Raw genomic sequence first — 23,242 nt, 5'->3', positions numbered from 1 at the left:
GATCAACCCAACTTGAAGTAGGAGCGGGTGTATTCCAGCCCCTCGACGAGGGCGTCGATCTCGGCCGGCGTCGTGTAGAGGTACGACGAGGCGCGCGTCGAGGCCTGCACGCCGAAGCGCTTGTGGGCCGGCTTCGCGCAGTGGTGACCGGCGCGGACCGCGACACCACGCGAGTCGAGCACCTGGGCCACGTCGTGGGGGTGCACGCCGTCGATCTCGAAGGAGATCGCTCCGCCGCGCAGTGCGGCGTCGAGCGGGCCGAGCACGGTCAGGCCGGGCACGGTGGCCAGGCCGTCGAGGGCGTAGGCGGTGATCGCGTGCTCGTGGGCGCGGATGGCGTCCATGCCGACGTGGCCGAGGTAGTCCACGGCCGCGCCGAGACCCACGGCCTCGACAATCGGCGGGGTGCCGGCCTCGAACTTGTGCGGGATGCCGGCGTACGTCGACCGCTCCATCGCCACGGTCTCGATCATCTCGCCACCACCGAGGAACGGCGGCAGCTGGTCGAGGACCTCACGCTTGCCCCAGAGCACGCCGATGCCGGTCGGGCCGACCACCTTGTGGCCGGTGAAGGCCAGCAGGTCCGCACCGGACTCCACGACGTCGACGGCCATCTGCGGCACCGCCTGCGACGCGTCGACGACCACGATCGCGCCGACCTCGTGGGCACGGCGGGCGATCTTTTCGATCGGGTTGATCGTGCCGAGCATGTTGGAGACCCACGTCAGCGAGACGACCTTGGTCTTCTCGGTGATCAGGGAGTCGATGTTCGACAGGTCGAGCTGTCCGTCGTCGGTGAGCCCGAACCAGCGCAGCGTGGCGCCCTTGCGCTCGGTGAGCAGCTGCCACGGCACGATGTTGGAGTGGTGCTCCATCTCGGTGATGACGACCTCGTCGCCCTCCCCGATCTCGAGCGGGCCACGGGCCCAGGCCAGCGTGTTCGCCACCAGGTTGAGCGCCTCAGAGGCGTTCTTGGTGAAGATCACCTCGTCGCGCGAGGGGGCGTTGATGAACGCGGCGACCTTGTCGCGCGCGTTCTCGAACGCCTCGGACGACTCTGCTCCGAGCTGGTGCATGGCGCGTGCCACGTTCGCGTTGTGGTGCTCGAGGTGGTCGACCATCGTGTCTATGACCACCTGCGGCTTCTGCGAGGTGTTGGCGCTGTCGAGGTAGACCAGCGGCATCCCGCCCGCCAGCTGGCGTTCGAGGATCGGGAAGTCCTTGCGGATGACTTCCAGCTCGGGGAGCAACCCGTCCATGGGGATCAGACCGCCGCGGAGACGTACTTGTCGTAGCCGTTGGCCTCGAGCTCATCGGCGAGGTCAGGACCGCCGGACTCGGCGACCTTGCCGTTGACGAAGACGTGCACGAAGTCGGGCGTGATGTAGCGCAGGATGCGCGTGTAGTGCGTGATCAGCAGGACGCCCTTGTTCTTGTCCTCGATGAAACGGTTGACGCCGTCCGAAACGACCTTGAGGGCGTCGATGTCGAGGCCCGAGTCGGTCTCGTCGAGGATGGCGACCTTGGGGTCGAGCAGCTCGAGCTGGGCGATCTCGTGGCGCTTCTTCTCACCACCGGAGAAGCCTTCGTTGACCGAGCGGGTGCCGAAGGAGGAGTCGAGGTCGAGCTTCTCCAGGGTGGCGTTGACGTCCTTGACCCAGGTGCGCAGCTTGGGCGCCTCGCCGTCGATGGCGGTCTTGGCCGTGCGCAGGAAGTTGGACACCGAGACGCCGGGCACCTCGACGGGGTACTGCATGGCGAGGAAGAGGCCGGCGCGGGCCCGCTCGTCGACGCTCATCGCCAGCACGTCGTCGCCGTCGAGGGTGACGGTGCCGCCGGTGACGGTGTACTTGGGGTGGCCTGCGATGGAGTAGGCCAGGGTGCTCTTGCCGGAGCCGTTCGGGCCCATGATCGCGTGGGTCTCGCCGTCCTTGATGGTCAGCGTGACGCCCTTGAGGATCTCCTTGGGGCCGTCTTCGGTCTCGACCGAGACATGCAGGTCGTTGATCTCCAGGGTGCTCATGTGTGCTCTCTCTTCTCTGTACGAAAGTCTGTGGTTCAGGACGGCACGACGCCGTTGAGGGTGGTGCTGATGTCGACGTACACGTCGTCGCCGCGGAGCTCGACCGGGAACGTCGTGATCGGCTCGGTGGCGGGCAGGACGGTCGGCTTGCCCGTGCGCAGGTCGAACGTCGACCCGTGCAGCCAGCACTCGATGGTGCAGTCCGCGACCTCACCCTCGGAGAGGGCGACCGCCGCGTGCGAGCAGAGGTCCTGGACGGCGAAGAACTCGTCGCCGTCGCGGGCCACGGCCACGTCGAGGTCGTCGATCGTCACCCCGAGGGCCTCGTCAGCGGGGACCTCGGAGACGGCGCAGGCGCGGACGAAGCTCATTTGAACGCCTTCAGGACGTTCTTCTCGAGCTCGGACTCGACGGTGGCGGCGAGCTTCTCCTCCAGCTCCGGCACATCGATCCTGCGGATCAGGTCGTTGAAGAAGCCGTGCACGACCAGCCGGCGCGCCTCGTCCTCCGCGATGCCGCGAGAGCGGAGGTAGAACAGCTGGTTGTCGTCGAAGCGACCGATGGCCGACGCGTGGCCGGCACCCTCGATCTCGCCGGTCTCGATCTCGAGGTTCGGCACGGAGTCGGCCTGGCACCCGTCGGTCAGGACCAGGTTGCGGTTCTCCTCGTAGGTCTCGATGCCCTCGGCGACCTTGCGGATCAGCACGTTGCCGATCCAGACCGCGTGGGCGCCCTGGCCCTGCAGCGCACCCTTGTAGACCACGTTGCTCTTGGTGTGCGGAGCGGTGTGGTCGACGAAGAGGCGGTGCTCGATGTGCTGGCCCTCGTCGGCGAAGTACATGCCGAGCATCTCGACCGAGCCGCCGGGACCGGCATAGTCGGCCGTCGCGTCGTGGCGCACGAGGTCACCACCGAACGAGACGGCCACGTGCTTGAGCGAGGCGTCGCGGCCCACCCGGGCGTGCTGGGTGGAGTGGTGCACGGCGTCGTCGGCCCAGTCCTGCAGGGACACGACAGTCAGCTCGGCGCCGTCCTCGAGGACGATCTCGATGTTGTCGGCGAGTACGGCGGTGCCGGCGAAGGTCAGCACGACGGTCGACTTCGAGAACTTCTCGGCCACGATGACGGTGTGCGAGGCGCCGGCAAGCTCGGCGCCGGTGCCGGTGTGGGCCAGGATCGTCGCTCCGTCGACCACGGTGTCCTGCGGGATGCGGACGACGGTGGCACCGTCGGCCGCGGCCCAGGCGCGGGCCGAGACCCGGTCCGTGGGCACCAGGCCGGACAGGCCGCGCTCGACGGCGTCGGCGCCGACCTGCTCGACGACCACGTCCTGCGCGGCACTCACCTCGACCGCGCACGCGCCGGCGCCGAAGGGGGCCTCGTCGTGCAGGCCCCTGAGGCGCTTGAGCGGGGTGAACCGCCACACCTCTTCACGGCCGGTGGGCACGGGGTGGTCCGCGAGGTCGAAGGACCCCTCGGGGTGCAGGTGGGAGATCACCTTGTCGACCTCGAGGGCCGAACTCACGTTCTCAACAGTTGCAGTCACTTCTTGGCTTTCTTGTACGACGGTCGGGAGGGCAGTGCGCGGAGGGCGAGGATCAGCCCACCGCACCTTCCATCTGCAGCTCGATCAGCCGGTTCAGCTCGAGGGCGTACTCCATCGGCAGCTCCTTGGCGATCGGCTCGACGAAGCCGCGCACGATCATCGCCATCGCCTCGTCCTCGGCCATGCCGCGCGACATCAGGTAGAACAGCTGGTCGTCGGAGACCTTCGAGACCGAGGCCTCATGGCCCATCGACACGTCGTCCTCGCGGATGTCGACGTACGGGTAGGTGTCGGAGCGGCTGATCTGGTCGACCAGCAGCGCGTCACAGAGCACGTTGGACTTCGAGCCGTGCGCACCCTCGTTGATCTGGATCAGGCCGCGGTAGGACGTACGGCCACCACCACGGGCCACCGACTTCGACAGGATCGAGGACGACGTGTTGGGCGCGGCGTGCACCATCTTGGCGCCCGCGTCCTGGTGCTGGCCCTCGCCGGCGAACGCGATCGAGAGCGTCTCGCCCTTGGCGTGCTCACCCATGAGGTAGACCGCGGGGTACTTCATGGTCACCTTGGAGCCGATGTTGCCGTCGACCCACTCCATGGTCGCGCCGGCCTCGCAGGTGGCGCGCTTGGTGACGAGGTTGTAGACGTTGTTCGACCAGTTCTGGATGGTCGTGTAACGACAACGGCCGCCCTTCTTCACGATGATCTCGACGACCGCCGAGTGCAGCGAGTCGGAGGAGTAGATCGGCGCGGTGCAGCCCTCGACGTAGTGCACGTAGGCGTCTTCGTCGACGATGATCAGGGTGCGCTCGAACTGGCCCATGTTCTCGGTGTTGATCCGGAAGTAGGCCTGCAGCGGGATGTCGACGTGGACGCCCTTGGGCACGTAGATGAACGAGCCACCGGACCACACCGAGGTGTTGAGCGCGGCGAACTTGTTGTCACCGACGGGGATGACGGTGCCGAAGTACTCCTTGAAGATCTCTTCGTGCTCGCGCAGCGCGGTGTCGGTGTCGACGAAGATGACGCCCTGCTCCTCGAGGTCCTCGCGGATCGCGTGGTAGACGACCTCGGACTCGTACTGGGCGGCGACACCGGAGACGAGGCGCTGCTTCTCCGCCTCGGGGATGCCGAGCTTGTCGTAGGTGTTCTTGATGTCCTCGGGGAGCTCCTCCCACGAGGTGGCCTGCTTCTCGGTGGAGCGCACGAAGTACTTGATGTTGTCGAAGTCGATCGTCGACAGGTCCGAACCCCAGTTGGGCATGGGCTTGCGGTGGAAGAGCTTGAGGCCCTTCATGCGCAGGTCGAGCATCCACTGCGGCTCGCTCTTCTTCGAGGAGATGTCGGCGACGACCTCCTCGTTGAGGCCACGGCGGGCGTTGTCACTGACCTCGTTCTTGTCGGACCAGCCGAACTCGTAACGACCGATGCCCTCGAGCTCCGGGTTTCTTTCGTCAATGGTCGTCATGAAGACGCTCCGTCCTTCTTGTCGTGAATCGTGGAGGCCTCGAACTTGTCGAGGTCGAGGTTCGGAATGCTCGTGGTGCACACGCCGTCGCCGTGCGCGATGGTGGCCAGACGCTGGACGTGTCGGCCAAGGACCCGCCCGATCGCCTCGGTCTCGGCCTCGCACAGCTGCGGGAACTCCGCGGCGACGTGGGAGACCGGGCAGTGCTGCTGGCACAGCTGGTCGGCCATCGGCAGGGTGCGGACGCCGGCGGCGTACCCGCCCTGGGTCAGCACCCTGGCCAGTGCCTGGGCCGGGGTGAGCTCGGGCTCGTCGCGCACCAGGTCTGCATAGTCACGTTCTATGAACGCCACCCGCTGCCTCGCGAATTCCATGACCGCGTCGTCGCCGGCAGTGTCGGCGAGATAACGCAGGGCATGGACCGCGAGGTCGTCGTACTGGTGACCGAGCCCGTCGCGCCCGCTCTCGGTGAGCGCGAACACCTTGGCCGGTCGCCCGCGACCGCGCGAGCCGTAGACCCGCTGCTCGCGTGCCTCGACGGTGCCGAGCTCGACCAGGTGGTCGAGGTGACGGCGTACGGCGGCCGGGGTGAGGTCGAGCAGGTGGGCCAGGTCGGCGGCCGTGGAAGGGCCCTGCTCGAGGATGGAACGCAGCACGCGGGCACGGGTCGGAGCGTCCCCTTCAGGGACGGCGACGGGTGTGCGGGTGAATTCCACAACACAAGTGTGACGTTAATGCGGGGGCCGGATCAAGCAAGGGTCACCTAACTCACCATTCACTGGGACGAGGGCGCGGTGAACGGGGCGCGCAGCAGGACCGTCGCGCCGCTCAGGTCGGTGACCAGGCGACCGGACTCCATGTAGTCGTTGCTGACGCTGATCTCCACGTGGGGCGGCAGCTCCTTGCCCTCGAACTCGGGAGCGTAGGTCAGGCTGCTCCCCCAGTCGCCGCTGGCGATGGTGACCGTGAACTGCTGCGCACCGTCGACGCCGAGGTCCGAGCCGGCCTCCTCGACGTTCTCCAGGAGGCGGTCCAGGTCGACATCGGCCAGGTCGACCAGCTCCGGGTCCGCCGTGCCGACCCGGCCACCGGTCGACTCTGTCAGCGTGTCGTCGGCGCCCGGGTCGTAGGAGTACCGGTCGAAGCGGCCGCGTCCCTCGTCGGTGGGCACCAGCACGTCGGCGTACGTGCCGTGGGTCTCGACGGCGAGCACCTCGGTGGTGCCGAGGTCGTCCTCGACGTCGGCGACCAGCGCCTCCAGGGCGGTGGCGGTCAGCACGGGTTCGTCGCCCGGCTCGTCGTCGCGGTCCATCAGGCCCACCACCACCAGCAACGCCACGAACCCGCCCACCAGCACCGCGACCGTGGCTCCCACCGTCGCGGCCCGCGAGTGCCCGGGCGTACGGCGCACCGCGGGAGCCTGCACCTTTGTGAGCAGGGCGTTGGCCGGGTGGCGCTCGGGCACCTGGACCTCGTCGAGCACCGCGACCAGGGAGTCCAGCCGGTCGGCCCGCAGGGCGGAACTGACCAGCCGGTCGTGGTCGGCCGCATCGATCTGGCCGTCGGCGAAGGCTCCCGACAACGCGTCGACGACGGCGTCGCGATCGGACTGGCGGGCCCGTTTGCGCGCGGGTCGTGACGACATGCGCGGCACAGTACCCGCTGACTGCGGTCAGTCCTGCGTGCGCCTGCGGAACGTGCGGATCGCCAGGGGAGCGATGACGAGCGTGATGCCGATCGTCCAGATGAACGTGGTCAACACCGGGTGCTGCAGCGGAAGCGCAGCATCGGACGCCACCGGTGGAGTGTTCCCCCACAGCTCGCGGACCGCCTGCACCAGGGCGGAGATCGGGTTCCACTCGGCCAGCCAGCGCAGCGCCTTCGGCATGTTCTCGGTGGGGGCGAAGGTGTTGGCCAGGAAGGTGATCGGGAACATCGTCGTGAACATCACGCCGTTGACCGCCTCGACCGAGCGCATCTTGGAGCCGACCAGGATGCCGACCCAGATCATCGCGAAGCCCCACATCAGCAGCAGCACGTAGGCCAGCACCGCATCGAACACGCTGCCGCGGATGCGCCAGCCGATGACCAGCCCGGTCAGCGACATGACGATGATGCCGATGCTGGAGTGCAACAGGCTGGAGATGCTGCGGCCCACGAGAACGGCCGCCGGGTTGATCGGCAGCGACCGCATGCGGTCGACGATGCCCTTCTCGATGTCGGCGGTCAGGCCGACCGCCACGACGAACGAGGCGAACGCGATGGTCTGCCCCATGATGCCGCCGAGCAGCCACTCGCGGTACCCGGCCGGGGACCCTGTCTGGATGGACCCTCCGAAGACGAAGGCGAACAGCATCACGAACATCACCGGCTGGATGGTGACGTCCATCAGCATCTCGGGCATCCGCTTGATGTGGATCAGGTTGCGGCGCACGATCACCATCGACTGCCGCAGCAGGCCGGTGTCGCGGATCTCGGGGCGTTCGATGACAGCAGTCACGGGACCAGCTCCTCGTCGGGCGTTTCTTCGGCGTCCTCGGCACGGTGGCCGGTCAGGTGCAGGAACACGTCGTCGAGGCTCGGGCGCTTGAGGCCGAGGTCGTCGAGCTCGATGGCGCTGTCGGCGAAGACCGACGCGATGCGGGTCATGTCGGCCAGGCCGTTCGCCGCGGCGGTCAGCTGGCGGGACGCCTCGTCGATGTGGACCTCGGCGACCTGGCTGCGCAGCAGCTTCTCGGCGGCGGGGAGGTCTGCCACGTTGGAGACGGTCACGACCACCGCTGCCTTGCCGGACTGGTCCTTGAGCTGCAGCGGTGTGCCCTCGGCGATCACCGAGCCCTTGTCGATCACCACGATGCGGTCGGCGAGCTGGTCGGCCTCCTCGAGGTACTGGGTCGTGAGCAGCAGCGTGGTGCCGTCGCGGACCAGCTCACGGAGCACGTCCCACAGCTCGACCCGGCTGCGCGGGTCGAGCCCGGTGGTGGGCTCGTCGAGGAACAGCACCGGAGGAGTCGCGATCAGGCTCACCGCGAGGTCGAGCCGGCGCCGCATGCCCCCGGAGTAGGTCTTCACGATCCGGTTGCCGGCCTCGGTCAGGGAGAACCGCTCGAGCAGGTCGTCGCTGGCCCGGGCGATGTACTTCGACGACAGACCGTAGAGCCCGCCGATGAGCCGGAGGTTCTCGCGACCGGTCAGCAGCTCGTCGACCGTCGCGGCCTGGCCGGTGAGCCCCATGCTGCGGCGTACGGCGCCGGGCTCGCGGATCACGTCGTGCCCGGCGACCCGGGCCGTGCCGCTGGTGGGCGTGGTCAAAGTGGTCATCATGCGCACCGTCGTCGTCTTGCCGGCACCGTTGGGGCCGAGCATGCCGAGCACGGTTCCCTCGGGGACCGAGAAGCTCACGCCGTCGACGGCGACGGTCTCTCCGAAGTGCTTGACCAGGTTGTCGGCCTCGATGGCCGGGGGTGACGTCATGCTGCTCCCTCTCGCATTGGACGGTGTGTCCGGTTCCTGACACTTCGACCCGCGCCGGTCACGAAACTCATCGGTCCTCCACCCTAGGGAGGTGTCCCTGATGGGTCACCTGTTTTTCGGCGTCCGGGGCGGCGTTCCTAGACTGTCCCGGTGCCCCCCTCCCCCGACGTCGCTCCCGGCAGCCCAGGATCCGACGCGGCGGCCGTCGAGATCGACGGCCTCGTCATGCGCTACGGCGAGAAGACCGCCGTCGACGAGCTGTCGCTCCGCGTCGAGCGGGGCACCATCACCTCCGTGCTCGGGCCGAACGGCGCCGGCAAGACCACCACGCTCGAGGTGTGCGAGGGGTTCCGTAGACCACAGGCCGGCACGGTCCGGGTGCTCGGGCTCGACCCGACCCGCGAACGCCGTGCGCTGCTCCCCCGCATCGGCGTGATGCTGCAGTCCGGTGGCGCCTGGTCGGGGGTGCGGGCCGAGGAGATGCTCCGCCACATCGCACGCCTGCACGCCCACCCGCTGCCCGTCGAGATGCTGGTCGAGCGACTCGGCCTCGACGAGTGCGGGCGTACGCCGTACCGCCGGCTCTCCGGCGGGCAGCAGCAGCGACTCGGCCTCGCGATGGCGATCGTCGGCCGCCCCGAGCTGGTCTTCGTGGACGAGCCCACGGCGGGCATGGACCCCGCCGTGCGACGCACGACGTGGGAGCTGCTCGAGGAGCTCAAGGCCGACGGCGTCACGATCGTGCTGACCACCCACCACATGGACGAGGCCGAGCGGCTCTCCGACCTGGTCCACGTCATCGACCACGGGCGCCTGGTCGCCAGCGGCACCCCTTTCGACCTGACCCGGGCCCGCGACCAGGCCACGATCCGCCTGGTCGTGACCCGACCGTTCCCGCCCGGCTCCCCCGACAAGCTGCGCATCGCGCTCGGCGACCACACCGAGGTGACGGAGATCAACGAGCAGAGCCTGCTGATCACGGGTCCCGCCGACGGGTCGACCCTCGCCCGGGTCTCCGCGTGGTGCGAGGAGCACGACGTGCTGCCCGAGAGCCTGGTCCTCGGCCAGCGCACGCTCGAGGACGTCTTCCTGCAGCTGACCGGACGGGAGTTCGAGGCATGAGCACCACCCGCCAGGACTTCACCCCGGCCCCGGGCTCGGCTCCACTCTCCCGCCAGGTGGTGGCCCAGGCCTCCATGGAGACCCGCCTGCTGCTTCGCAACGGCGAGCAGCTGCTGCTGGCCGTGGTCATCCCGGTGCTGGCACTGGTCGGCGGCATCCTGGCGGCCCGCCGTCTGGGACTCGACTTCGACGAGACCCCGGTCGACGTGCTGACCCCGGGGGTCCTGGCCCTCGCGGTGATGTCCACGTCGTTCACGTCGCTGGCCATCGCCACCGGGTTCGAGCGCCGCTACGGGCTGCTCAAGCGCCTCGGTGCCTCACCGCTGCCACGCTCCGGACTGCTGCTCGGCAAGGTGATCGCCCTGCTCGGCGTACAGGTCCTGCAGGCGGTCGTCATCGGTGCGGTGGCCCTCGGGTTCGGCTGGCGTCCCGGCGGCGGGTTTGCCGGCGTCCTGCTGGCCGTGGCGGCCGCATTGCTCGGTACGGCGGCATTCGCCGGTCTGGGCCTGCTCGTGGCCGGGACCCTGCGCGCCGAGGCGACGCTGGCCGTGGCCAACCTGGTTTACCTGCTGCTCATGATGGGCGGCGGCATCGTGCTCCCCCGTGACACCTACGGCTCGGCGGGCGCGGTGATCCAGTTCCTCCCGTCCGCAGCCCTGGGCGACGCCATGCGGGACGCGTTCATCGACGGATCCGTCAATCTCGTCGCCTTCGCCGTGCTGGCCGTCTGGGCCGTCGCGGCGGGCGCGATGGCGAGCAGGAGCTTCAAGTGGGAGTGAGCAACATCGTTCCGGCCCGGTACCTCCGCCCCCTGGCGGTGACGAACCTGGTCGCGAACATCATGATCGTGGTGACCGGCGGCGTGGTCCGCCTGACCGCATCGGGTCTTGGTTGTCCGACGTGGCCGCGGTGCACGGACGAGTCGTACGTCGCCCACGGCGCCCTCGGCATCCACGGCGCGATCGAGTTCGGCAACCGGATGCTCACCTGGGTGCTCGCTGCGGTCGCCATCACCTGCTGGCTGGCCGCGCTCGCCTACCGGGCCTCGGGCGGCGTCAACGGAACCCGCACGGTGCGCCTGTCGACCATGATCGCGCTCTACGTGCCTGCGCAGGCGATCATCGGCGGCGTCACGGTGCTGACCGACCTCAACCCCTACGTCGTGGCCTTCCACCTGCTGGTCTCGATGGCCCTGATCGGGCTCTGTGTGCTGCTCGTCGAGGTCACCCGGCAGCCGGACACCTGGTCCGCCGACGACCCACTCCGAGCGCCGGAGCAGACCCGGAGGCTGGCCTGGCTGGTCTTCGGCGTCGGCTGGGTCGTGCTCTGGCTGGGCACCGTGGTCACGGGCTCCGGGCCCCACGCGGGGGACCTCGATGCACGACGTACGGGCCTGGACCCCCAGGTCTGGTCGCACGTGCACGCGTCGGCGGTCTACGTGCTGGTCGCCCTGACGGTCGGCATCGTCGCCCTCGCGCACCGGCAGCGGCTGGAGGGCGTACGGCGGGCCGCCGGCGCCCTGCTCCTGGTCGAGCTGCTGCAGGGCGTGGTCGGCTTCGTGCAGTACTTCAACGACCTGCCGGTGCCGCTGGTCACCGTGCACATGCTGGGCGCCTCGTTGACCGCAGCGACCCTCGCCTGGGTCGTGGTGCGCGCACAGCGCACGGTCTGAGCAGACCCGGGAAGAACTGGGACGGCGGGGTGCCCGAACCCCCGAGACCGGGCACGCCGCCGTTCAACAGGTATGACGTGGCGGACACCGGTTTGGTTGCTTCGGACCCCGAACTATTTTTCCCGGTCCAGACCACCGCTCCCGCGACGGTCCTGACGACAGCCCGCGAAGGGGGTCTCAGCGGGTCAGCAGCGGGTCGAGCGCGACCGCGACGAACAGGAGGCTGAGGTAGAGGTTGGAGGTGTGGAAGAGCCGCATCGGCTTGATCAGCGACAGGGTCTCGGTGCCCTTCGTGCGGCCCCACATCCTGTGCGCCTCGACCAGGAAGACCCCGCCGAGGACGGCGGCACACGCCGGGTAGAACCAACCGGTGCCGGCCACCGGCCACAGCACCAGCGACGTCGCGACCATCACCCACGAGTAGAGGACGATCTGTCGACCGACCTCAGCCGCGGGCTTCACGACGGGCAGCATCGGGACGTCGACGTTCGCGTAGTCCTCGCGGTAGCGCAGCGCGAGGGCCCAGGTGTGCGGCGGCGTCCAGAAGAAGACCACCATGAACAGCACGATCGGCGTCCAGGCCAGCTCGTTGGTGACCGCCGTCCAGCCGATGAGGGCCGGGAAGCACCCGGCGAGGCCGCCCCAGACGATGTTCTGGGTCGTACGCCGCTTGAGCAGGATCGTGTAGACCAGCACGTAGAACGCGTTGGCGCCCAGCGACAGGGCCGCGGAGAGCCAGTTGACCCACACTGCGAGGACCAAGGTCGAGACCACCGCGAGCACCACGGCGAACAGCAGGGCCGAGCCGGCCGACACGATGTGGCGTGGCAGGGCGCGGCGGCGGGTGCGTCGCATCTGCTCGTCGATGTCACGGTCGTAGACGCAGTTGAACGCCGAGGCGGAGCCCGCCGACAGGGTGCCGCCGATGACGGTCGCGACGACCAGCCACAGGTCGGGCACGCCACGGTCGGCGAAGAACATCACCGGCACGGTGGTGAGGAGCAGCAGCTCGATCACCCGCGGCTTGGTCAGACCGACGTAGGCGGCGACGACGTCCTTGAACGACGCGCGTTCGGGGTCGCCCGACGGGTCTGCCGCCCGCTCAGGGGTGGAAGCCGACTGGCCGACGTACGTCACGAAAACCTCGGGTTGCAAAGACTGCGTCATGGTGATGGAAAACGGTGGAGCCGACGTCGAGTCTATAGCCCATGATGAGTAGGCTCGTCGTTGCCGCCGTAGTTGCAACGAGAGGATCCTCACGTGACCACCGATTCCCCCACCCTTGAGTGGACCGACCTCGACCGCCGCGCCGTCGACACGGCCCGCGTGCTGGCCATGGATGCGGTCCAGAAGGTGGGCAACGGACACCCCGGAACCGCGATGAGCCTCGCGCCCGCGGCGTACCTGCTCTTCCAGAAGGTCATGCGCCACGATCCGTCCGACGCCTACTGGCAGGGGCGTGACCGGTTCGTGCTCTCGTGCGGCCACTCGAGCATCACGCTCTACACGCAGCTGTTCCTGGGCGGCTTCGGTCTCGAGCTCTCCGACCTGGAGGCGCTGCGCACCTGGGGCTCCAAGACCCCGGGCCACCCCGAGTACCACCACACCGTCGGTGTCGAGACCACCACCGGCCCGCTGGGCCAGGGCGTCGCCAACGCGGTCGGCATGGCGATGGCCGCGCGACGCGAACGCGGCATGCTCGACCCCGACACCGCCGCTGGCGAGTCACCGTTCGACCGCCACGTCTACGCGATCTGCTCCGACGGCGACATCGAGGAAGGCGTCTCGGGCGAGGCGTCCTCGATCGCCGGCGTCCAGGAGCTCGGCAACCTGACCGTGATCTACGACCGCAACCGCATCTCGATCGAGGGCGACACCGACATCGCGCTCGGCGAGGACGTCGGCAAGCGCTACGAGGCCTACGGCTGGCACGTGCAGACCGTCGACTGGACAAACGGCGGCACCGGCTACGACGAGGACGTCCCGGCGCTCCACGCGGCCATCCAGAAGGCCAACGAGGTCACCGACAAGCCCAGCTTCATCGTGCTCGACACGATCATCGCCTGGCCCGCGCCCAACGCCCAGGGCACCGAGGCCGCCCACGGCAGCGCACTCGGCGACGACGAGGTGGCGGCCACCAAGAAGGTGCTCGGCTGGGACCCCGAGCAGACCTTCGAGGTGCCTGACGACGTGCTCAAGCACACCCGCGCGCTCTCCGACCGTGGCGCTGCCGCCCGCAAGGAGTGGGACGAGCAGTTCGCCGCGTGGGCGACGGCCAACCCCGAGCAGAAGACGCTCCTCGAGCGGGTCAGCACCCGTGCCCTGCCCGACGGCCTGGCCGAGGCGCTGCCGGTGTTCCCCGCCGACGCCAAGGGCGTGGCGACCCGCTCGGCGAGCGGCAAGACCATCAACGCGATCGCACCCCTGATGCCCGAGCTGTGGGGCGGCTCGGCCGACCTGGCGGGCTCCAACAACACCACCATCGAGGGCGTGCCGTCGTTCATCCCGGCCGACCGTTCGTCCAACGAGTGGTCGGGCGACCCGCTGCGCGGCCGGGTGCTGCACTTCGGCATCCGCGAGCACGCGATGGCCTCGATCATGAACGGCATCACCCTCGGCGGCCTGACCCGCGTCTTCGGCGGCACGTTCCTCCAGTTCGCCGACTACATGCGTCCCGCCGTACGCCTGGCCGCGCTGATGGGTGCGCCCGTGACCTACGTCTGGACCCACGACTCGATCGGTCTCGGCGAGGACGGCCCCACCCACCAGCCGATCGAGCACCTCGCCGCCCTGCGCGCGATCCCCGGGCTCGACGTGGTCCGCCCGGCCGATGCCAACGAGACGGCGGCCGCGTGGCTGGCCGTGCTCCAGCGCACCGACCGTCCGGCCGGACTGTGCCTCACCCGTCAGGGCGTGCCCACGTTCCCGCGCGGCGAGGAGGCCGAAACCGGACAGCACTGGGCCGACACCAGCGGCGTCGCCAAGGGCGGCTACGTCCTGGTCGACGCCGACGGCGGGGCGCCCGACGTCGTCCTGATCGGCACCGGCTCCGAGGTCCAGCTGGCCGTCGCGGCCCGTGACGAGCTCGCTGCCGAGGGCATCAAGGCCCGAGTCGTCTCGATGCCGTGCGTGGAGTGGTTCAACGAGCAGGACCAGTCCTACCGCGACTCGGTCATCCCGCCCACCGTCAAGGCGCGGGTCTCGGTCGAGGCCGGCATCGCCCAGGGCTGGCGCGAGATCGTCGGCGACGCCGGACGCATCATCTCGATCGAGCAGTACGGCGCCTCGGCCGACTACAAGCGCATCTTCGAGGAGTACGGCGTGACCGCCGGGGCCGTGGCCTCGGCGGCGCGCGACAGCATCACGGCCGCGCAGGGCTGACCGACGCCCCACCGCGCACCGCGCAGGCAGATCCCGACCGCAGTTCAGGAGGAACACAATGTCCGAACGACTCAAGTCCCTTGCCGACGCCGGTGTGTCGGTGTGGCTCGACGACCTCTCCCGGGAGCGGATCGAGACCGGCAACCTGGCCGACCTGGTCAAGGAGAAGTCGGTCGTGGGGGTCACCACGAACCCCACGATCTTCGCCGGCGCGATCGGTGACGGCGAGCGCTACAACGACCAGGTGGCCAAGCTCGGGGCCGAGGGCCAGGACGTCGACGCGGTCATCCGCGCGCTGACCACCGACGATGTGCGCAACGCCTGTGACGTGCTCGCCGACGTCTACGCCGGCGACCACTTCGACGGGCGGGTCTCCATCGAGGTGGAGCCCGGCCTGGCCATGGACACCGAGGCGACCATCGCCCAGGCCCGCGAGCTCTGGGAGACCGTCGACCGGCCCAACGTGCTGATCAAGATCCCGGCCACCGAGCCCGGCCTGCCGGCGATCACGGCGGCGACTGCCGAGGGGATCAGCGTCAACGTGACCCTGATCTTCGGCATCGACCGCTACCGCGCGGTGATGGACGCCTACCTCACCGGTCTCGAGCAGGCCCAGGCCAAGGGCATCGACCTCTCCACCATCCACTCGGTGGCGTCGTTCTTCGTGTCCCGGGTCGACTCCGAGGTCGACAAGCGCCTCGCCGCGATCGGCACTGACGAGGCGAAGGCACTCAAGGGCAAGGCCGCGATCGCCAATGCCCGGCGTGCGTACGCCGCGTACCAGGAGGTCTTCGGGGGCGACCGCTTCCTCCAGCTCGGCGGAGCCAACGTGCAGCGCCCACTGTGGGCCTCGACCGGCGTCAAGGACCCGGCCTACCCCGACACGCTCTACGTGACGGAGCTGGTCGTCGACGGCTGCGTGAACACCATGCCGGAGAAGACCATGGATGCGTTTGCTGACCACGGCGAGCTGAAGGGCGACACGGTCAGCGGCCGCTCCGCTGAGGCCGAGGAGGTGTTCGCCGCACTCGCGGGCGTGGGCATCGACTTCGACGACGTACTGGTGGTGCTCGAGACCGAGGGTGTCGACAAGTTCGACAAGTCCTGGGCCGAGCTCGTGGAGACGGTGAAGGGGCAGCTCGAGAGCAGCCGGTCGTGACCGCCTGGAACGTCGCCGAGGGCGACGGCTTCTGCCTGCACTTCGGCTACCCCGACGAGGCAGCCTTCGCCGCTGCGGTCCACCAGCTCGTGGCTGACAAGGTCGCCTCCCGGATCGCCGCCCAGGACCCGACGCTGTGGGGTCGCGCCGCCGAGGATGAGGCCGCCAAGCGGCTCAGCTGGGTCGACCTGCCGACCGCCTCGCGTCCACTTGTGTCCGAGATCGAGGCACTGCGCGACGAGCTCGCCGCCCAGGGCGTCTCACGGGTGGTGCTGTGCGGCATGGGTGGCTCGTCGCTGGCGCCCGAGGTCATCTGCAAGGCAGCCGGCGTGCCCCTCGAGGTGCTCGACTCCTCCAATCCCGACGTGGTCCGCTCCGCCCTCGGCCAGGACCTCCGGGCCACTGCGGTGGTGGTGTCCAGCAAGTCGGGCGGCACCGTCGAGACCGACAGCCAGAAGCGCTCGTTCGAGGCCGCGTTCCGAGACGCGGGCATCGACCCGACCGCGCGCATCGTGGTCGTCACCGACCCCGGCTCGCCGCTCGACAAGAGCGCCAGTGCCGACGGCTACCGAGTGTTCCGTGCCGACGACAAGGTGGGCGGGCGCTACTCCGCGCTCACTGCCTTCGGGCTGGTGCCCTCGGGCCTGGCCGGGGCCGACATCGGGGCCCTGCTCGACGAGGCGCACCAGGTGCAGTCCGCGCTCTCCGAAGACTCCGTCAACAACCCCGCACTCCGCCTGGGTGCCCTTCTGGGCCAGGCATCCAGCCAGGGCGTCGACAAGCTGGTGCTGGCCAACGCCGGGGCCGACTTCAGCGGCTTCGGTGACTGGGCCGAGCAGCTGATCGCCGAATCGACCGGCAAGGACGGCAAGGGCATCCTGCCCGTCGTGGTGGAGTCGCTCGAGGCCCCGAACTTCGTGCCGAGCACCCCCGACTCGGTGCTGTCCACGTTCGGTCCCGACTTCCCGTTCGCGTCCGTCCGCCCGGCCTCGGCCACGGGGGCCTCGGTCGATGCGGCCCTCGGCGCCCAGATGCTGATCTGGGAGTACGCCACCGCCGTCGCCGGCCGGGTGATCGGCATCGACCCGTTCAACCAGCCCGACGTCGAGAGCGCCAAGGCCGCCGCCCGCGAGATGCTCGACGGCGCCGGGTCCACCCCGGATCCTTCCTTCACCGACGCGGCGATCAGCGTGTACGCCGGCGACTGGCTGCCCGAGGGCACGTCCACTGCCGCCGCGGCCGTGGACGCACTGCTCGGCAACCTCGACGCCGCGCACGGTTACCTCGCCGTGCAGGCCTACCTCGACCGACAGCGCGACGCCGACCTGGCCGGTTGCCGTCCCGAGCTGGCCACCCGCACCGGACGACCCGTCACGTTCGGCTGGGGACCACGGTTCCTGCACTCGACCGGGCAGTACCACAAGGGCGGACCCGCCACCGGCGTCTACCTCCAGGTCACCGCCGAGCCGGCCGCCGACCTCGAGGTGCCGGGTCGCGAGTTCACCTACCAGCAGTTCCTCGTCGCGCAGGCGATCGGCGACGGCCAGGTGCTGGCCGACAAGGGACGACCCCTGCTCCGCCTCCACCTCACCGATCTCGAGAGCGGCCTCGCCCAGTTGCGGGCGCTGCTGTCATGACGACGGCGACCAAGGTCCACGACGACGGCGACGCCCTGGCCGAGGCCGTCGCCGAAGCACTGATCCAGCGCCTGGCCGAGGTGCAGGCCGAGGGCCGGGTGCCCTCGGTCTGCCTGACCGGTGGCACGATCGCCGGACTGGTGCACCGCAAGCTGGCCTCGTCGCTCAACGGCTTCGACGTCGACTGGGACGAGGTCGACTTCTGGTGGGGCGACGAGCGGTACGTCGACGCCACCAGTGACGACCGCAACGCCGTCCAGGCCCGTCGAGACCTCCTCGACCACATGGACGTCGACCCCGAGCGGGTGCACGAGATGCCGTCCCACGACTCCGGGCTGACCCTCGACGAGGCGGCGCAGGCCTACTCCGACGAGATCCGCGCCCAGGGCGGCGGACAGTTCGACGTCGTGATGCTCGGTCTCGGCCCCGACGGCCACATCGCCTCGCTCTTCCCGGGGTCCCACCAGATCGACGTCGACGACCGGATCGCGGTCGCCGTCCCCGACTCCCCCAAGCCGCCGCCCGAGCGGATCAGCCTGACCTTCGGTGCGCTCAACCACACCCGAGCGGTGTGGTTCATCGTCTCCGGCGTCGACAAGGCCGAGGCCGTGGCGCGTTCCCGCGGAGACCTGGACCTGCACGGTGCTCCGGCCACGGGTGTCACGGGCACCGGTGAGATCGTGTGGTGGCTCGACGCAGCCGCCGCACGAGCCGTGGATTCTTGATGCGCGAGCCTGCAGTTCTTGACGCGCGGGCCTGCAGTTCTTGACGTGCGAGCGGGGTACGGCGACCGTGTCCACCGTTGCGGGCACCTCACGCGTTGCCGGGCGCTCGCCGAACCGGCAATTCTTGCTGGACGCTCGCTGGCGCTCGCAGCAACAATGGCCCGTTCGGCTCCTACAATTTTCGGAGCGCTCTGCGCTCAGAAAATTATGTCGCCGGACTTTCGGCGGGAGCGGAGGAGCTTGACGGCCTCGTCGAGGATGTCGGCCGCCTCCTTGTCGGAGCGTCGCTCCTTCACGTAGGCGAGGTGCGTCTTGTAGGGCTCGATCTTCGGGGCCGGCGGCGGGTTCTCGGAGTCCTGGCTGGCAGGGAGTCCGCACCGCGGGCAGTCCCACGACTCAGGAGCCGCGGCCTCGACTGCGAAGGTCACCACCGAACGGTGGTCGTGCGAGCAGTAGTAGGTGACACTCTGGCGCGGGGCTGCCTCACCGCGCTCTGCCTCACCCATGGGGCCGGCTCCGACCCGGCTCCCCCGGATTGCGTTTCCTCCACCAGCCACGTTTCAGTCCTCTCGATCAGACGCCGCTGTAGGCCATCAGGAGAGCGAGCGCGATGATGCACGCCGCCCAGATAACTCCGAGACCGACCGTCAGACGGTCAAGGTTGCGCTCGGCCACCGACGAGCCACCGAGGCTGCTGGAGACGCCGCCACCGAACATGTCGGAGAGGCCACCACCACGACCCTTGTGCAACAGGACCATGGCGATCAACAGCAGGCTGGTGAGCACGAGGAGGATGGTGAAGATCAAAGTCACAGCGGCAACACTAACTCACGATTTCAGGGATCACAGCACCGGCATGTCGTAGAACCTGCAGATGCCGCCGAACTCGTCGGCCTGCAGGCTGGCCCCTCCGACGAGGGCACCGTCGACGTCGGGCTGGGTCATGATGCCGGCGACGTTCGCGGCCTTCACCGAGCCGCCGTACAGGATGCGGCACGCGGCTCCGGCGGCCTCCCCGTGCACCTCGGTGAGGCGGGCACGGATCGCCGCGCACACCTCCTGCGCGTCGTCGGGAGTCGCCACCTCGCCGGTCCCGATCGCCCAGACCGGCTCGTAGGCGATGACGAGCTCGGCGACCTGCTCCGCAGTCAGGCCGGCCAACGAGCCGTCGACCTGGGCCAGCGTGTACGCGACCTGCTCACCGGACTGCCGAACCTCCAGCCCCTCGCCCACACAGACGATCGGCGTCATGCCGGCAGCGATCGCCTTGACCGCCTTGGCGTTGACCACCTCGTCGGTCTCGGCGTGGAACTCGCGGCGCTCGGAGTGGCCGACGACCACGTAGGAGCACCCCAGCTTGGCCAGCATGCCCGCCGAGATCTCGCCCGTGTAGGCGCCACTGTCGTGCATGGAGACGTCCTGGGCGCCGTACTTCACCGAGAGCCGGTCGCCGTCGACGAGGGTCTGCACCGACCGAAGGTCGGTGAACGGCGGTACGACGACCACCTCGACCTTGCCGTAGTCGTGACGCTTGTCGGAGAGCGTCCATGCGAGCTTCTGCACCAGGACCACCGCTTCCTGGTGGTTCAGGTTCATCTTCCAGTTGCCCGCCATCAGCGGATTGCGCTTGGCCATGAGGGTCCTTGCGTGAGGAGTTGTCAGTCGTCGAGAACGGTGATGCCGGGCAGTTCCTTGCCCTCGAGGTATTCGAGGCTGGCGCCGCCGCCGGTCGAGATGTGACCGAAGGCCGACTCCTCGAAGCCCAGCTGGCGTACGGCGGCAGCGGAGTCGCCACCGCCCACCACCGAGAGGCCGTCGACCTTGGTCAGCGCCTCGGCGACGGCCCGGGTGCCGGCGGCGAACGCGTCGACCTCGAAGACCCCCATCGGCCCGTTCCAGAAGACGGTGCGGGCATCGGCGAGCTCGGCGGCGAAGGCGACGCCGGAATCGGGGCCGATGTCGAGACCGAGGGAGTCCGCCGGGATCGCGTCGGCGGCGACCACCTGCGGCTGCGGCTCCCGGTCGTCGCTCGGGAACGCGGTGTCGACCACGATGTCGGTCGGCAGCACGATCTCCACGCCGCTCGACTTCGCGCGCTCGGCGTACTCGCGGCAGACGTCGAGCTGGTCCTCCTCGAGCAGGCTCTTGCCCACCTCGTGGCCTTGGGCCTTGAGGAAGGTGAAGACCATGCCGCCGCCGATCAGGAGCTTGTCGGCCTTCTCCAGCAGGTTGTCGATGACGCCCAGCTTGTCGGAGACCTTCGATCCACCGAGCACCACGACGTAGGGGCGCTCGGGGTCGACCGTGAGCCGACGGAGCACGTCGATCTCCGCCGCGACCAGGTTGCCCATCGCGTGCGGCAACCGCTTCGCCACGTCGTACACGGACGCCTGCTTGCGATGCACGACCCCGAAGCCGTCACTCACGAAGCCGTCGGCCAAGGCGGCCAGCTGGTCGGCGAACTCGCCACGCTCCGTGTCGTCCTTGCTGGTCTCGCCCGGATTGAAGCGGACGTTCTCGAGCACCGCGACGTGGCCGTCGGCGAGGGCCTCGACCGTCGAACGGGCCGACTCCCCCACCGTGTCGGTGGCAAAGGCGACGTCGGCGCCCAGCAGCTCGCCGAGGCGCGCGGCGACTGGCGCCAGTGAGTACGCCGGGTCGGGCTTGCCCTCAGGTCGACCGAGATGGGCGGCAACGACCACGCGGGCACCGGCGTCGGCGAGGGCCTTGATCGTCGGCACGCTGGCCCTGATCCGTCCGTCGTCGGTGATGGTGTTGCCGTCGAGCGGGACGTTCAGGTCCGAGCGGACCAGGATCCGCTTGCCGGTGAGGCTCCCGCCGAGTGCGGACGCGAGCGTGTCGATGCCTGCCATGCCATGCCTTCCTGTTCTGGGCTGGCTGTTCTGCCGTGTGCTGGTGGGCGGGACGACTCAGAGGGTCTCGCCGATGTAGCTGATCAGGTCGACGAGGCGGTTGGAGTAGCCCCATTCGTTGTCGTACCAGCCGACCACCTTGACCTGGTTTCCGATCACCTTGGTCAGCGGGGAGTCGAAGATGCACGACGACGGATCCGTGACGATATCGGACGACACGATCGGGTCGGTGGAGTACTTCACGTAGCGGGCAAAGTCGCCCTCGGTGGCTGCCTTGAACAGCGCGTTGATCTCCTCGACGGTGGTGTCGCGGGAGGCCGTGAAGGTCAGGTCGGTGACCGAGCCGGTCGGCACCGGGACCCGCAGCGCGTAGCCGTCGAGCTTGCCCTTCAGCTCCGGGAGGACCAACCCGAGCGCCTTGGCCGCACCCGTGGACGTGGGAACCACGTTGAGCGCGGCGGCACGAGCACGTCGCAGGTCCTTGTGGATGTTGTCCTGAAGGTTCTGGTCGGCGGTGTAGGCGTGGATCGTCGTCATCAGGCCGCGCTCGATGCCGATTCCGTCGTTGAGGATCTTCGCCATCGGGGCCAGGCAGTTGGTGGTGCACGACGCGTTGGAGATGACGGTGTGCGCGCTGGCGTCGTACGACTCGTGGTTGACGCCCATCACGATGGTGACGTCCTCGTTCTTGGCCGGCGCCGAGATGATGACCTTCTTCGCACCGCCACTGTCGACGTGGGCGCGGGCCTGCTCGGCGTCGGTGAAGAACCCGGTGGACTCGACCACGACGTCGACCCCGGCCTCACCCCACTTGAGGTTGGCCGGTTCGCGCTCGGCGAAGGCGACGAAGCTGCTGTCGCCGACCGTGATCGACTTTTCCGTGGAGGAGACCTCGGCGTCGAGGACGCCGAGGATGGTGTCGTACTTCAGCAGGTGGGCGAGGACGGCGTTGTCCGTCAGGTCGTTGACCGCAACGACCTCCACGTCTGCTCCCGAGGCGCGCACCGCCCGGTAGAAGTTGCGCCCGATTCGGCCGAAGCCGTTGATCCCTACCCGAACAGTCATGCTGTGCCACCTTCTCGCGGAGATGTCGTCGATGGTCTGGTCTGCAGAACCCTAGCGTCAGACGTGACGCAGGACACACGATGCCCCTGGCGAACCGGGACGCTCAGGACTCCTCGGCCAGCATGTCCGGGGTCAGCGACGACTCGGTGTCGGGGATGCCGAGCTCTTCGGCGCGCTTGTCGGCCATCGCCAGCAGTCGGCGGATCCGGCCGGCGATCGCGTCCTTGGTGAGCACCGGGTCGTGCAGCTGACCGAGCTCCTCGAGGGAGGCCTGCTTGTGCTCGAGCCGGAGGTGGCCGGCAAGCTGGAGGTGGTCGGGCACCTCGTCGCCGAGGATCTCGAGGGCACGTTCGACGCGGGCGCCGGCAGCGACTGCGGCGCGCGCCGAGCGTCGCAAGTTCGCGTCGTCGAAGTTGGCGAGCCGGTTGGCGGTGGCCCGCACCTCGCGGCGCATGCGGCGTTCTTCCCAGGCCATCAGGGTCTCGTGGGCGCCGAGCCGGGTGAGCAGGGCACCGATCGCGTCACCGTCACGGATGACCACGCGGTCGACCCCACGCACCTCGCGGGCCTTGGCCTGGATGCCGAGTCGACGGGCGACCCCGACCAGGGCCAGCGCGGCCTCGGGTCCGGGGCAGGTCACCTCGAGCGCGGACGATCGTCCGGGCTCGGTCAGGGAGCCGTGGGCCAGGAAGGCGCCGCGCCAGGCAGCGACGGCGTCGCAGCCACCGCCACTGACCACCTGCGGCGGGAGCCCGCGCACGGGACGGCCGCGCTGGTCGAGCAGTCCGGTCTGGCGGGCCAGGGCCTCGCCGTCCTTGACGACACGGAGGACGTAGCGGCTGCCCTTGCGGATGCCGTTGGCCTGCACCATCGCGACCTCGGCGGTGTGGCCGTAGATCTCGGCGATGTCGGTGCGCAGCCGACGTGCGGCGGCACCCGTGTCGAGCTCGGCCTCGACCACGATCTTGCCGCTCACGATGTGGAGTCCGCCCGCGAAGCGCAGGGTCGTGGACACCTCGGCCTTGCGACAACACGTCTTGGTGGTCTGGGTGCTTGCGAGCTCCGACTTCACCTGTGCCGTCATTGCCATGTTG

General features: G+C 69.1%; 23 protein-coding genes. 7 read left to right on the top strand and 16 right to left on the bottom strand.

The annotated features are described in order from the left end of the window. Positions 1-2: 2 nt before the first annotated feature. The 9 genes from ASD30_RS05360 to ASD30_RS05320 form a co-directional block, all read right to left on the bottom strand. A complete protein-coding gene (locus ASD30_RS05360) occupies positions 3-1,259 on the bottom strand; it encodes a cysteine desulfurase (protein ID WP_056677880.1) in 1,257 nt (418 codons plus the stop codon). A 5-nt stretch (positions 1,260-1,264) separates the two neighbouring features. After that, positions 1,265-2,023, bottom strand: coding sequence for a Fe-S cluster assembly ATPase SufC (gene sufC / locus ASD30_RS05355; RefSeq protein ID WP_056677877.1), 759 nt, complete (start codon positions 2,021-2,023; stop codon positions 1,265-1,267). Positions 2,024-2,058: 35 nt separating this feature from the next. Beyond that, positions 2,059-2,394 (bottom strand): non-heme iron oxygenase ferredoxin subunit, encoded by a 336-nt coding sequence (locus ASD30_RS05350; RefSeq protein WP_056677874.1) that lies wholly within the window; start codon positions 2,392-2,394, stop codon positions 2,059-2,061. Beyond that, positions 2,391-3,548, bottom strand: a complete 1,158-nt coding sequence (sufD, locus tag ASD30_RS05345; RefSeq protein ID WP_235532505.1) for a Fe-S cluster assembly protein SufD — start codon at positions 3,546-3,548, stop codon at positions 2,391-2,393. Before sufD ends, ASD30_RS05350 begins: the two co-directional genes overlap by 4 nt. Positions 3,549-3,621: 73 nt before the next feature. Beyond that, positions 3,622-5,040: a Fe-S cluster assembly protein SufB gene (sufB, locus tag ASD30_RS05340; RefSeq protein WP_056677866.1), complete on the bottom strand. Its 1,419-nt coding sequence runs from the start codon at positions 5,038-5,040 to the stop codon at positions 3,622-3,624. Beyond that, positions 5,037-5,756: a helix-turn-helix transcriptional regulator gene (locus tag ASD30_RS05335; RefSeq protein ID WP_056677863.1), complete on the bottom strand. Its 720-nt coding sequence runs from the start codon at positions 5,754-5,756 to the stop codon at positions 5,037-5,039. Before ASD30_RS05335 ends, sufB begins: the two co-directional genes overlap by 4 nt. Before the next feature lie 59 nt (positions 5,757-5,815). Continuing rightward, a complete protein-coding gene (locus tag ASD30_RS05330) occupies positions 5,816-6,685 on the bottom strand; it encodes a DUF1707 SHOCT-like domain-containing protein (RefSeq protein WP_056677860.1) in 870 nt (289 codons plus the stop codon). Positions 6,686-6,712: 27 nt separating this feature from the next. Next, positions 6,713-7,540 carry an ABC transporter permease gene (locus ASD30_RS05325; RefSeq protein WP_056677857.1) on the bottom strand — a complete coding sequence of 276 codons (828 nt, stop codon included), beginning with the start codon at positions 7,538-7,540 and terminating at the stop codon, positions 6,713-6,715. Further along, positions 7,537-8,514, bottom strand: a complete 978-nt coding sequence (locus ASD30_RS05320) for an ATP-binding cassette domain-containing protein (RefSeq protein ID WP_056677855.1) — start codon at positions 8,512-8,514, stop codon at positions 7,537-7,539. Before ASD30_RS05320 ends, ASD30_RS05325 begins: the two co-directional genes overlap by 4 nt. 150 nt (positions 8,515-8,664) lie before the next feature. Between ASD30_RS05320 and ASD30_RS05315 the strand changes: the two genes are divergently transcribed. Genes ASD30_RS05315 through ASD30_RS05305 form a run of 3 tightly spaced genes read left to right on the top strand, consistent with a single transcriptional unit; the run spans position 8,665 to position 11,308 of the window. Continuing rightward, positions 8,665-9,636: an ABC transporter ATP-binding protein gene (locus ASD30_RS05315; protein WP_235532504.1), complete on the top strand. Its 972-nt coding sequence runs from the start codon at positions 8,665-8,667 to the stop codon at positions 9,634-9,636. After that, positions 9,633-10,415 carry an ABC transporter permease gene (locus tag ASD30_RS05310; protein ID WP_056677851.1) on the top strand — a complete coding sequence of 261 codons (783 nt, stop codon included), beginning with the start codon at positions 9,633-9,635 and terminating at the stop codon, positions 10,413-10,415. The genes ASD30_RS05315 and ASD30_RS05310 overlap by 4 nt, the downstream gene beginning before the upstream one ends. Further along, a complete protein-coding gene (locus ASD30_RS05305) occupies positions 10,412-11,308 on the top strand; it encodes a COX15/CtaA family protein (RefSeq protein ID WP_235532503.1) in 897 nt (298 codons plus the stop codon). The genes ASD30_RS05310 and ASD30_RS05305 overlap by 4 nt, the downstream gene beginning before the upstream one ends. A 177-nt stretch (positions 11,309-11,485) precedes the next feature. Here the strand turns inward: ASD30_RS05305 and ASD30_RS05300 are convergent, their stop codons facing one another. Then, entirely contained in the window at positions 11,486-12,475 is a 990-nt protein-coding gene (locus ASD30_RS05300) for a heme o synthase (protein WP_082563557.1), read from the bottom strand. A 93-nt stretch (positions 12,476-12,568) separates the two neighbouring features. Between ASD30_RS05300 and tkt the strand changes: the two genes are divergently transcribed. Genes tkt through pgl form a run of 4 tightly spaced genes read left to right on the top strand, consistent with a single transcriptional unit; the run spans position 12,569 to position 18,210 of the window. Next, positions 12,569-14,689: a transketolase gene (gene tkt / locus ASD30_RS05295; protein WP_082563556.1), complete on the top strand. Its 2,121-nt coding sequence runs from the start codon at positions 12,569-12,571 to the stop codon at positions 14,687-14,689. A 58-nt stretch (positions 14,690-14,747) separates the two neighbouring features. Next, positions 14,748-15,848, top strand: coding sequence for a transaldolase (gene tal / locus ASD30_RS05290; protein WP_056677844.1), 1,101 nt, complete (start codon positions 14,748-14,750; stop codon positions 15,846-15,848). Further along, complete coding sequence (locus ASD30_RS05285; RefSeq protein WP_235532502.1) at positions 15,845-17,485, top strand: glucose-6-phosphate isomerase; 1,641 nt, start codon at positions 15,845-15,847, stop codon at positions 17,483-17,485. Before tal ends, ASD30_RS05285 begins: the two co-directional genes overlap by 4 nt. Further along, a complete protein-coding gene (pgl, locus tag ASD30_RS05280) occupies positions 17,482-18,210 on the top strand; it encodes a 6-phosphogluconolactonase (protein ID WP_056677841.1) in 729 nt (242 codons plus the stop codon). The genes ASD30_RS05285 and pgl overlap by 4 nt, the downstream gene beginning before the upstream one ends. Positions 18,211-18,407: 197 nt before the next feature. Here the strand turns inward: pgl and ASD30_RS05275 are convergent, their stop codons facing one another. The 6 genes from ASD30_RS05275 to whiA all read right to left on the bottom strand — a co-directional run bounded on the left by ASD30_RS05275 (position 18,408) and on the right by whiA (position 23,238). Continuing rightward, positions 18,408-18,767, bottom strand: coding sequence for an RNA polymerase-binding protein RbpA (locus ASD30_RS05275; RefSeq protein WP_082563555.1), 360 nt, complete (start codon positions 18,765-18,767; stop codon positions 18,408-18,410). Positions 18,768-18,783: 16 nt separating this feature from the next. Further along, complete coding sequence (secG, locus tag ASD30_RS05270; protein ID WP_056677836.1) at positions 18,784-19,023, bottom strand: preprotein translocase subunit SecG; 240 nt, start codon at positions 19,021-19,023, stop codon at positions 18,784-18,786. Positions 19,024-19,053: 30 nt separating this feature from the next. Beyond that, complete coding sequence (gene tpiA, locus ASD30_RS05265) at positions 19,054-19,845, bottom strand: triose-phosphate isomerase (protein WP_056677833.1); 792 nt, start codon at positions 19,843-19,845, stop codon at positions 19,054-19,056. A gap of 23 nt (positions 19,846-19,868) precedes the next feature. After that, on the bottom strand, positions 19,869-21,083 hold the full coding sequence (locus ASD30_RS05260) for a phosphoglycerate kinase (protein WP_056677830.1): 1,215 nt from the start codon (positions 21,081-21,083) through the stop codon (positions 19,869-19,871). A 57-nt stretch (positions 21,084-21,140) separates the two neighbouring features. Continuing rightward, a complete protein-coding gene (gap, locus tag ASD30_RS05255) occupies positions 21,141-22,148 on the bottom strand; it encodes a type I glyceraldehyde-3-phosphate dehydrogenase (RefSeq protein ID WP_056677827.1) in 1,008 nt (335 codons plus the stop codon). 103 nt (positions 22,149-22,251) lie between these two features. Further along, positions 22,252-23,238 (bottom strand): DNA-binding protein WhiA, encoded by a 987-nt coding sequence (whiA, locus tag ASD30_RS05250; RefSeq protein WP_056677824.1) that lies wholly within the window; start codon positions 23,236-23,238, stop codon positions 22,252-22,254. Between the last annotated feature and the right edge of the window lie 4 nt (positions 23,239-23,242).

Source organism: Nocardioides sp. Root140 (genome assembly GCF_001426745.1).
GTDB lineage: Bacteria > Actinomycetota > Actinomycetes > Propionibacteriales > Nocardioidaceae > Nocardioides.
This window is presented reverse-complemented; position numbering and strand designations above follow the sequence as displayed.